This window comes from Leisingera caerulea DSM 24564 (assembly GCF_000473325.1).
Lineage (GTDB): Bacteria > Pseudomonadota > Alphaproteobacteria > Rhodobacterales > Rhodobacteraceae > Leisingera > Leisingera caerulea.
On the sequence record NZ_AXBI01000020.1, the window covers coordinates 477,384 to 487,508 of the forward strand.

Genomic DNA, 10,125 nt, shown 5'->3' on the forward strand with positions numbered 1-10,125 from the left:
ATCAGCTGTTGTAGGGCGAAGGCGGCGCGGGCTCGGTGCTCATTTCTCCGGGATGGGCGCTGCCGGCCTGCAATTGCTGACGGTTCCCGGTGCGCCTCCCGCCTGACTGGCTCGCGCGCAAGGCCTCCTCGAGAGGAAGCCGCATTTCTTCCGGGATCCGCCCGAACCAGCTCAACACCCGGTGGCGGGCCCGCTCGCCCAGGGTTCCGGACGCATCTTCCCGGACGATATTGCCCGGGTTCTCCATAACGCGTTCGATCATCCGGCAGGTTGCGGGATCCCAAACGGACCGGGGCGTCTTGCGCAGGGAACGCATCCCCTGAGGGGAAGGCCGCGGGGGCGCGGGGAACGCCGCCTGCTCGATTTCGCCGCTGGAAGTTGCAGTCCGCAAATGGCCGGCATAAGTCGACGGGCGTCCCAGTCCTTCCGAGGCCATCAGCTCCAGAAGCACGGATTCCATCGGCCAGCTCCGGACGCCGGTGATCAGGCTCCGGGTCCACGGGTAGTTGAAACCAACCTCCCGCTGCCAATCCAGGTCAGACAGCAGCTCCGCATCCTCAGGATCAATGCCGGCAACATTGTCCAGGCGCCAGCTTCCTGGTTCCAGATGGATTTCCCGGGCCGCCTCAAAGGCGCGGCGCGATACAAGCGCAGCCATCAGCTCCTTGATGGCTGGCCGGGTCCATCCGCCCTCCGGCTGCCGGATCGGACGCCTGATCATCTGGCGAAGCCGGTCTGAGTTCAGGGTCGACAGGGCCAGAACGGGGTGCAGCGCCTCATGCGTATCCCCCGTCACCACATCGCCATCAGGCGTGATACGCCCCTCATTTCCCAGCACATCCGCTTCGAGGCCGCTGAGGCCGCAGGAGAAGCCCAGCATGACCACCTTCGAGGCGCTTGCCGGGGATATCGTTCTGCTGTCCGTGCGCGGATAGGAGATGATCCCGTCCTGATATGCATCCTGCAGCCCGCGCATGGCCAGCGCCGAGCTGATCCCGTGATGACGGGATGCATAGGCCAGCGCATCTGCCGTGTTGAACGGCCTGACCGTGCCAACGCGCGGGGCAACCGCGGCGCTCAGGGACTGCAACGGGCGTACGGTTCCGGGAACGAGAAGACCGGAATGACGCCGGGCCAGCTCCATCAGCCGCCGTATTCGCTTGCCGTCTTCCTGCCCGGTCAGTGCGATCCGCGCCATGAAGGGGCGCCCGCCCATGGCGGAACGGGCCTGAAAGGTGATCTCTCCGGTTTCCGGGCGCGCTTTGAGGCGTGCCGGAGCCCGGTTGAGCAGCAGCGTGGCGCCAAGAACGGCTGAACGCACCCGGCCAACCGGAACGCCGGCCAGGCGCGAGAAGGTCGAGCCAATCCAGCGGTCCGTCACCGCACGCGCCCGCCCGTGAACCGCGTCGGCCACGATCTTACGGCCCGAGATCCGGGTCGCAGAAGCCAGGGCGGCCCTGACGCCTTCACGGGTTATCGGCCCGGGGCGCACCCGCACCATGCGGCTCGCCCGCTTGGGGAAGTGAGACAGGATGATTTCGACAACGTCATATGCGATCACGTCCCCCTCGACATCATTGTCCATCGCAATGACAATCGGGCAGCTTTCCGGAACTTGGGAAACAGCATCGATAATGCTCTTCACCTTTTCAGGATCCGGACGCCGTCCGGGATCAAGCAGTTTCCCCTTACGGATATCAATCCCAAGCGGGAGCAGCCGTTTGGGGAAATGGCAAACATGGCCGCCCGTCGCAATGACATGGGACGGCATGCGTATTGCCTCCATTATCCGGGTCCAGGCCTGGGCCTTCCCGTGTGCTTCGATGATGATCAGGGCCTGCATTTCACGCTCACATTTTACCCTAGAGTCTGTCGAGGGAATGCGAAAAAGCAAAGATATTTCTTCGTGAGGCGTCGGCCCTATGCACAAAAAAGGCCCCGATAAGATCGGGGCCTTTCTCTTTGCGTCTGGCGCAATTACTGGAGCGCATCTTCGAGCGTCTGCACCCGTTCGTCCAGCTCCTGGATCGCCGCCAGCATGGGCGAGATGATCTGGAGGTAGTCGACCGCCTTGGTGCCGGCCGCATTGGTGCGAACCGCCGTGGGCATGACGGCCTCGATCTCCTGGGCGATCACACCGTAGGCTTGCTGCCCGGTTTCCTTCCAGGAGTAGGTGACCGGGTTCAGATCGCGGACGATCTCCATGCCATCGGCCGCCTGAACCGTTTCGATGTCCTTCTTCAGATTGCGGTCCGAGAAGTAGTAGTAGGCTTTCGAGTAGAACGCCGTGGCGTAGAGATGGCCGTCGTAGTTCAGGCGGGTTTTGCGCGTCGGGTTGCTGGTCCCACCATAGAACTGACCGTTGGCCTTTGAGTAGCCACTGTACTTCATCACACCGGCGCTGCTGTCGGTGGCGCCCTTGCGGCGGTGATTCGAAGACAGGGCAATTGACGGGTTACCGTTTACACCGTTGCCGTTCGATACGTCGATACCAGATCCGCCTCCGATGGAGCGGGTGGTAACAACGTCACCGCTGCGCTTGACGATGATTCCAGTGTTGCTTCCGGAAAGCCCCTGCAGCGCGGCCAGCATGGACGCGGGGCGGATTGTCCGGTTTGCGGTCAGGTTGCCGCCGCCGGTCAGGCCCGCTCCGGTGTTGATCTGGCGGCTGCGGTAGGCATAGCGGCCGTCACCCCAGGAGGTGTTGAAGCTGAACGTATTGCCCGACTTCGAAAGTCCGGTGCCAGCGGAAAAGGAAGCAACGCGTGCATCGACGTAGCTCTTGTTTGCCGCATCCGTGCTCCTGATCGGGGTCGAAAGACCACCCAGCGTGCCGTCCAGCCGGAACACGAAGTTCTTCGCGCTTGCTCCGCTTTGCAGCCTGATATACAGCGGCTTGTTATGTCCGTTGGGGGAAATCCCGGTCAGGAAGTGGCCGGAGCTTCCGCCGTGGAAGGTCACGTACTGACCTGCATCACGGCCGAAGCGGATGTTGGTGCCCGGAGTGTTGCTGTTGCGGAAGCTGCGCAGTTCGCCGGTGAAGGTCTTCACGCCGCTGATCGACTGGTTGCCCGAGGTGCGCAGAACCGTCCCGTCAACACTGAAGGTCGTTCCGCTCAGGTTCAGACCGGAGCCGGCAGAATACGTGGTGCCGACCGCAGCTGCGGCGGCAGCGTCCACGTAGGACTTGTTGGCGGCCTGGCTGCCCGCAGTCGGGGTGTTGACGACCACCGAGCCGGTGAAGGTCTTGGCGCCAGAGATGGTCTCATTGCCGGTGTTGTTCACGAAGCGGTTGTCGCCCCACGCCACGTCAAACGCGAGCGTGCGGTTGGATGCAAGCGAGCCGCCGCCGGTCAGGCCGGTTCCGGTGTTTACCAGGCGCGAACGCAGTGCGTAACGGCCGTCACCCCAGCCGGTGTCGAAGGAGATGGTGCGGTTTTGCGTCAGATCGCCGCCGCCGGTCAGACCGGTGCCAGAGTCGATGCGGATCGCCTTCAGGTCATCAACGTCGTCCTGGGTCGATTTCACAATCGTGTCGACATAGAATTTGCTGGCCGCATCCTGATTGTCGACCGGATCGAGAAGGTTCTCGATCTTGAAGCCGCCCATATCCAGTTCACGGGTCGCATTGTGGTTGCCCAGGTGGTCCCCGTTGGCCGTGACATAGGTCTGCAGGAAGTTGTAGTTGACCGCATCAGCGCCGTTGACCGGATCATCCACGTTGACGATCCGCCGGTTCGACATGTTCAGGTTCTGGGTCGCGGTGTGGTTGCCGAGATCATCGCCTGCCCCGGCCACAGCCGTGTCGACATAGGCTCGGTTCACCGCATGCGTCGGCCCTGACGGCGCCGGCAGCTGGAAGATGCCGAAACCGTTCATATTGATGACCTGCGTGGCCGTGTGGTTGCCAAGGTTGTCGCCGTTGGCAGACACGTAGTCCTGCAGATACTTGAGGCTGATCGCATCCAGCGGATTGGTCGGGTCGGCCAGGTTGAAGATGGAATAGCCATCCATGTTCAGATCCCGCGTCGCGACGTGCGACCCCAGGTTATCCCCCGAGCCGTTCGTCGACGTGTATGCGTCAAAGGACGGGTTGTTCAGGGAGTTGACATCAGACCCGTCAGAACGGCCGTTCGCGATCGCTGGTTGTGCCAGGACAGCGGCCAGGGCCGTCGAAGCCACGAGGGAGATTTGTATCTTCCGTTTCATTGCCCTTCTCCGGGTTGCTGAAAAATATCCTGTCTCGCATATTAGAAAGGTCTGCGAAAAACCCAAACCATTTATTGTCCGCAAGACTCCCCGCTGGAAATACTTTGAACGCCATTCCGCCTTGCAATACGCGGGAATCTGGCACGCTATAGTTGATGAAAAGCACGATAAAACAGTCGTTTACGTCGTTAAATACCCGATCAGGCAGGGGTCAGGCCGCTTTTTGCCGGATCCGTGAAAAATTAGATGAAACGCCTGTTATCCCCATAAACTAGCACTTGCGGCATTTGTGTTTTCACACGCCCGCCGTAGCTTCACAGAATATGTGAAAAAGATAATCGGAGTCCGAAAATGCGGCTGACCCATGAACAACAGGATATCCAGGACTATTCCGCCGGAATGGGCCCTTCGGATAACCTGAAGGTGATCGCTTTCGCGGGCGCAGGTAAAACCACGACGCTGAAAGCCGTCGCAAGCGCCCGTAAGAACCGCGGTGTCTACCTCGCGTTCAACAAGTCGATCGCTGATGAGGCGAAGCGTAAGCTGGCCATGACGAAGTGCTCGGCCTCAACCATGCACAGCCTTGCTTTCGGGGCCGTGCGGGATGTTATCGGAAAGCCGATCACCATCAATGCGCGCGCCATTCGCGAGACCGGCATCATGTCCCGGTTCCACATTCCGAATGTCGAGGGCTGGAACGATTACCGTATTGCCTCGGCCGTCGGCCGCACCCTTTCGGCCTTCTGCAACTCTTCCCATGAGGAGTTCGATATCAGCCATGGTGAAGAGGCGCTGGTCAGCTCCCTTGGCGATCCGGACATGATCCGTGACCCCCGTAAGCGCGAACAGGCACGGGATGCGATGCAGCGGCTGGCGACACCGCTGATGAATATGGCGGAGGCGCTGTGGTCCCATTACCTGGAGAAGCAGGAGATGAGCCACGACATGTACCTCAAGGCTCTCGATCTGGACGCCGACCTGCGCGGGGCAGCCTTTTCGAGCTTCCGCTACCTGATGGTCGATGAAGCCCAGGACATCAACCCGGTGCAGCGCTCGATCATCACCAAAACCGGACTTCCGATCATCGCGGTGGGCGACCCTTACCAGCAGATTTACTCCTGGCGCGGCGCGGAGAACGCGCTGGACCTGCTGCCTGGTGAAACCAAGTACCTCACCCAGTCCTTCCGCTTCGGGGAAGACATCGCAGAAATCGCCCGGCACATTCTCAACACCCGTCCGGACGGCGGGCCGCAGCAACGCCTGATCGGCGCCGGCTCCGGCAACATCACCGGTCATGAGGGCGCCAAGATCGCAATCGTGTGCCGCACAAACCTGGGCATGATCGACGAGGCGCTGAACTGCATGCGCAAAGGGATGAGCCTGCATGTCGACAACATGCAGGGGCTTCTGCAGGACGTGCGCTCCGCCCAGGCGCTGTTCGACGGCCGCCCGGACAAGGTCCAGTCTGCCGATCTCAAGCATTACGACACCTGGGATGAGCTGCGCATGGAAGCGGAGGAGGCGGACCAGTCCCTGATGAAACTGGTCAACCTCGTCGAGGGGGAAATGGTCCCGCAGATCGAAGCGCTATCCAGCCATCAGCGCAAGGACCAGGGCGACGCGGCCGTGATGATCTGCACCGCCCACCGCTCCAAGGGCCTTGAGTGGCCAGCGGTGCAGCTCGGCGCCGACTGGAAAGACGTCGGGACGATGGGCAAGCGGTACCGCAAAGCGGCCACACAATCCGAAAAGCACAAGACGCTCGCGCTCGAAGAGTGGAATGCGCTTTACGTGGCCGCGACCCGCTCGATCCTGCGCCTGCGCGGCCATGAGCGCATCTGCTTCCCGGAGCCTGATCTGGAAGATGAGTATGAGCCGATGGCCGCTGTCGAGGAGCGCCGCAGGTCCATGACCGTTGAGGAGGGGGAGGAGATCCGCTTTCCGCAGTAAACCGGACTCGTGAAGCCGATCTGAAGCCGCCCTTTACGGGGCGGCTTTTTGCGTGGCAGGGCGGTCCGGATCAGACATCCGGGCACGAATCCGGTCTGCCGTCAGTGAAAGCGCTATGCCGCCCGGGTTCGGTGGCAGGGTGAACTTATCGAGCCCTTCCTCGAGATACCGCGCCGATGTGACATCGTGGCGGTCCATCATCGGAACAACATGCGCATGAGCATGCGGCACATGAATTCCGGTGTAGAAGAAGGCAACACGCTCTGCCGCCCATTCCCGTTTCATCACGCGTGCAAGCCGCTGCCCTGTAGACATGATCCGTAATGCGGTGGCTTCCGGGAGGTCATCGAACCAGGGATGGTGCTGCTTGGGGATGATCAGGGCGTGACCTTCACGGATCGGGTGAAGATCGAGAAACGCAAGCACGAGATCGTCCTCAAAAAGCCTGTGTGCTGGCAGCTCCGCCCGGGCAATCCGGCAAAAGATACAGGTGTCGGCCATCCGGACCCCATCCATCAGATTATGCAAGGGCCACGCTACTTCATCTGCTGGGAGTATCAAGGCAGCGTCTAGGCGGGCTGGAACGCAAATGAGGGCGCAAGCGCCCTCATCAACTCCCGTTCCGTGTCTCTGATCCGCCCGGTAAGCCTCAGGGCGCGCTCGCCGTGATGAGCTGCTCAATAACGCTGACCGCCAGAGGAAAGTTGACCGCAAGCACGCCGGCAATGACAAAGGTCATGCCCGGACCGAACGTCTTGGGGCCGCCCCCGCCGCCAATCGCAGTATCACGCAGGAGCATCAGGCCGCGCATGACGCCGATCAGCCCAACAAACTGCACGACCGTGACAATGCCAACGATCATCGATCTGCCCGCGGTATCCGCCTCAAACAAGCCCACGGTCGACGGGGCATAGGCAAAGATGGAGGCGGCGTCATGGGCCTCTTCAGCAAAGATCGTTTGCGCGATCGTAGAGGTCAGGCCGGGCAGGGCGATAAAGCAGACGCCGATAATGAAGGACCAGGCCGGAGAGGCCCAGGATCCGGCGTTGCGGCCCATCTCGCTGCGCTTGGAAGCCGCCTTGATGGACATCATCACGATCACGATGCCCGTGATCCAGGACAGCACATACAGCAGGCCGGTCAGGCCGCCGCCGCCCGGTGAGATCGCAGCAACAAGGTTTTCGATGATCTTAAGGAGATCGACCATTGGAGGGCTCCGGCTTCACTTTTCGCATTGAGGTCGAAGGGGCGGCCGCAGCCGCCCCGTCAGTATCATCCCGGGATCAGGACCGACTTGTTTTCCATGACGACAACCTTGCCGCCCTCCGAGGTGGGCATGATCTGCAGAACATAGCCGTAGCCTTCGACAAAATCGCCGACCTTCACATCAGAAGGGACATGCGCTTTCGTGCCGGGTGCCGGAATGCCGCCCGGAGACTTCACATAGACTGAGTCCGAACCCGGGACGCCCGCGGCGGCGGCAGTGGCGGCGCCTGATTTGGCGGTGCTGCCGTTAATGGCGACCCGCGCAATGAGGCCCAGATCACGCGCCATTCCCTCGAGGCGCTCGTTCAGATCCGTGATCGAACGTTCCACAGCAACCCGGTCAGCAGGATCTGCGGTTTCCATCGCGGCGGTCCGACGGGACAGGTCGACGATCAGGTTTTCGGCCATGTCGACCTTTTCCTTGACCCGCAGGAACTCGGCGAGAACCTCGTTCTGGCCAAGCGCCAGGGTTTCCGCGCGCTGCGCCTTTGCCTCAGCCAGGGCGAGCTGTTCCTGCAGCGAGACGATTGCAGCATCGCGCTCCACGACCTCGGCCGACAGGGTTTCGACCGTTTCGAACATCAGGTCGATGGCGTTGCGGATTTCTGCGATTTCATCCTTTTTCGCATAGTCCGCCAAGACTTCCTCATTCAGCACAGGCGCCGCCGGTGCGGGCTCAGCTTCCTCGCTGGGCAGGTCCAGGAACAACGCATCCAGATCGCCTTCGGCCGCACTGGCCAGATCTTCGGTCAGGTCATTCAGGTTGCTTGCCGCTTCACTTGCGGGAGCCTGTTCGCCCTCAATAGCGCCCGGCGCCGCGATCTCTTCAAGCATCAGCTCCGAAAGATCGCCGTTGTCGACAGGCAGTTCTGCCTCAGGCAGCGTGACCGGATCCGGGGTCCCGGTGTCCGCAGCAGCCGCGTTCTCCTGGTCATCCGTCTGCGACGTGCCACCCTCTGACTGAGCATCCTCTGCCGGAACAGCCGTGCCCGCCGGGAGAATGGTCTGCTCAGCCTGAACCTGAACCGGTTGCGGGGCGGGCAGCTGTGCCTGGGTAGCGCTCGATGCTGCGGGGGAGGAGAGCTTGTTCAGAGCCAGGTATCCGCCGGATGCAGCAATCACGAGGGCAACAGCGCCTGCTGCGAACATCAGAAGTCCGCGCTTGCTTTTGGGTTCAGCGGCGGGAGCCGGAGCATCCTGCTGCCCCGCATCGGCTGCGGACGGCACCTGCGCAGGAGCGGTCTCCTCGGCAGTATCCGGTGTGCCGGCATCAAACCAGCTGTCGTCGACCGCCTCGCTCCGAGCGGCGTCAGGTTCCATGTCATCCATGATACCGGAAGTGTTGTTCTCTTTTTCGCTCACGCCCGATGGTCCTTCTTCAACAGCGGGGGCCGCCACGGCCTCAGCGGCGTCATCCTGATACCCGTCGCGGTAATCATCGACGGGCGTTTCATAGGATGCATAATCGGTCTGTTCAGGCTCTGTGAAAACCTCCACATCCGAGAAATCCACATCTTTGACCGGGGTGTCACCGGACGATCCCTCATCCGGATCAACGCTCCAGGGCTGGAGGTCATCGCCATCGTCAGCGAGCGTGGACACCGCGCTCTCCGACGTTGAGGCGTCATCCTGCCAGGCCGAACCGGGCACGCTGGTGCCATCTGCGGTGTCGGCCCAGTCCGGGCGCGGCATGTCATCCATCGACAGCCAGTCATCATCCGATCCGGTGACTTCGGTTTCCGCTGGCGCGGCACCGGTGTCCTGGATGGCATCGCTCAGCGCCGCATCCAGCTCATCAATGTCGACAGCACCATCTTCGGCTTCCGGCAGCGCGTCATCCAGATCATCAATCCAGTTTTCCGCCGGATCGGCTTCGCTCTGCATTTCATCGCCGGAGACGATCTCCGCAGCGGGCTGCACGCCGATCAGGCTGGAAAGGCTCTGATCTTCGGCTTCGGACATCTCGGTGGTTGCCACATTGAGGACGTCATGCCGTGGCGCGGGCTCTTCCTCTGTGGAGCCGTCCTGCGCTGCAGGCTCCGCCTCCGCTTCGTCTTCGCCGGACAGATCATCCAGTGCATCGGAGCCATCCAGCTCATCATGCAGGTAGGACAGATCATCCATCGCCTCATCTTCGGCGTCCGCATGTGCCAGGGCGGTATCCGAAGCCGCGCTGTTCTGCTGCAGCTCATCATCGCCGGGGATGGTGAATTCCTGGAGATCAGGTTCGGCATAGGCCGTATCCTGGGCGCCGGAGATAGCGTCATCGGCGAAGGGCGCCATCAGGTCATCACCTTCTGGGAAGACATCGCCCAGAAGATCGTCATCCCCATCCTCATCAGCCAGGCCGCCGATCACAACGGCATCCTCTTCAGCATCGAGATCCGCATCATCCGCCGCGGGCAGCGGTGCGGCCGACGCTTCGGGCACAACGGCAGATGTGCCGCCGCCCATGCTGATGGGGCCCGCATCCTCGTCGTCATCAAAGATGGTCGACATATTGGAGAGATGCGTCAGACGCTCCTCGAATTTGCCCAGGTCGGACGTCGCCTGGTCGATAGCCTTGCCGTCGAGCAGCTCGTGGTGGCGTGCCTGGACTTCTTCAGCATTTGCGCTGCCTGCCAGAACGATGCCGGTTTCGGTGTCAGACTGGATTTGAGCGGTGGATGCGCTTTTCTTGCTCATCTTTTCCCCCGATGA

The 10,125-nt window shown here is 61.6% G+C and carries 7 protein-coding genes; 1 reads left to right on the plus strand and 6 read right to left on the minus strand.

What is annotated here, in order from left to right; translation table 11 throughout:
- Nucleotide 1 precedes the first annotated feature (1 nt).
- From CAER_RS0106200 to CAER_RS30330, 3 genes are all read right to left on the minus strand, one after another.
- Nucleotides 2-1,645 carry a DNA topoisomerase gene (locus CAER_RS0106200; RefSeq protein WP_161631073.1) on the minus strand — a complete coding sequence of 548 codons (1,644 nt, stop codon included), beginning with the start codon at nucleotides 1,643-1,645 and terminating at the stop codon, nucleotides 2-4.
- A gap of 332 nt (nucleotides 1,646-1,977) precedes the next feature.
- Nucleotides 1,978-4,014: a tail fiber domain-containing protein gene (locus CAER_RS0106205; protein ID WP_027234534.1), complete on the minus strand. Its 2,037-nt coding sequence runs from the start codon at nucleotides 4,012-4,014 to the stop codon at nucleotides 1,978-1,980.
- A gap of 106 nt (nucleotides 4,015-4,120) precedes the next feature.
- Nucleotides 4,121-4,375, minus strand: coding sequence for a hypothetical protein (locus tag CAER_RS30330; RefSeq protein WP_209320196.1), 255 nt, complete (start codon nucleotides 4,373-4,375; stop codon nucleotides 4,121-4,123).
- Nucleotides 4,376-4,560: 185 nt separating this feature from the next.
- On the opposite strand from CAER_RS30330, the gene CAER_RS0106215 reads away from it, so the two are divergent.
- On the plus strand, nucleotides 4,561-6,159 hold the full coding sequence (locus CAER_RS0106215) for a UvrD-helicase domain-containing protein (RefSeq protein WP_027234536.1): 1,599 nt from the start codon (nucleotides 4,561-4,563) through the stop codon (nucleotides 6,157-6,159).
- Between the two features lie 33 nt (nucleotides 6,160-6,192).
- Here the strand turns inward: CAER_RS0106215 and CAER_RS27685 are convergent, their stop codons facing one another.
- The 3 genes from CAER_RS27685 to CAER_RS0106230 all read right to left on the minus strand — a co-directional run bounded on the left by CAER_RS27685 (nucleotide 6,193) and on the right by CAER_RS0106230 (nucleotide 10,110).
- Entirely contained in the window at nucleotides 6,193-6,660 is a 468-nt protein-coding gene (locus tag CAER_RS27685; RefSeq protein WP_051357745.1) for an HIT family protein, read from the minus strand.
- A 148-nt stretch (nucleotides 6,661-6,808) separates the two neighbouring features.
- Nucleotides 6,809-7,366: a hypothetical protein gene (locus CAER_RS0106225; RefSeq protein WP_027234537.1), complete on the minus strand. Its 558-nt coding sequence runs from the start codon at nucleotides 7,364-7,366 to the stop codon at nucleotides 6,809-6,811.
- 65 nt (nucleotides 7,367-7,431) lie between these two features.
- Nucleotides 7,432-10,110, minus strand: coding sequence for a hypothetical protein (locus CAER_RS0106230; protein WP_027234538.1), 2,679 nt, complete (start codon nucleotides 10,108-10,110; stop codon nucleotides 7,432-7,434).
- Nucleotides 10,111-10,125: the final 15 nt, after the last annotated feature.

Coding starts and splice junctions, on each gene's coding strand:
- CAER_RS0106225 (WP_027234537.1), bottom strand. CDS start 7,366: ATGGTCGATCTCCTTAAGATCATCGAAAACCTTGTTGCTGCGATCTCA.
- CAER_RS0106205 (WP_027234534.1), bottom strand. CDS start 4,014: ATGGATGGCTATTCCATCTTCAACCTGGCCGACCCGACCAATCCGCTG.
- CAER_RS0106230 (WP_027234538.1), bottom strand. CDS start 10,110: ATGAGCAAGAAAAGCGCATCCACCGCTCAAATCCAGTCTGACACCGAA.
- CAER_RS0106215 (WP_027234536.1), top strand. CDS start 4,561: ATGCGGCTGACCCATGAACAACAGGATATCCAGGACTATTCCGCCGGA.
- CAER_RS27685 (WP_051357745.1), bottom strand. CDS start 6,660: ATGGCCGACACCTGTATCTTTTGCCGGATTGCCCGGGCGGAGCTGCCA.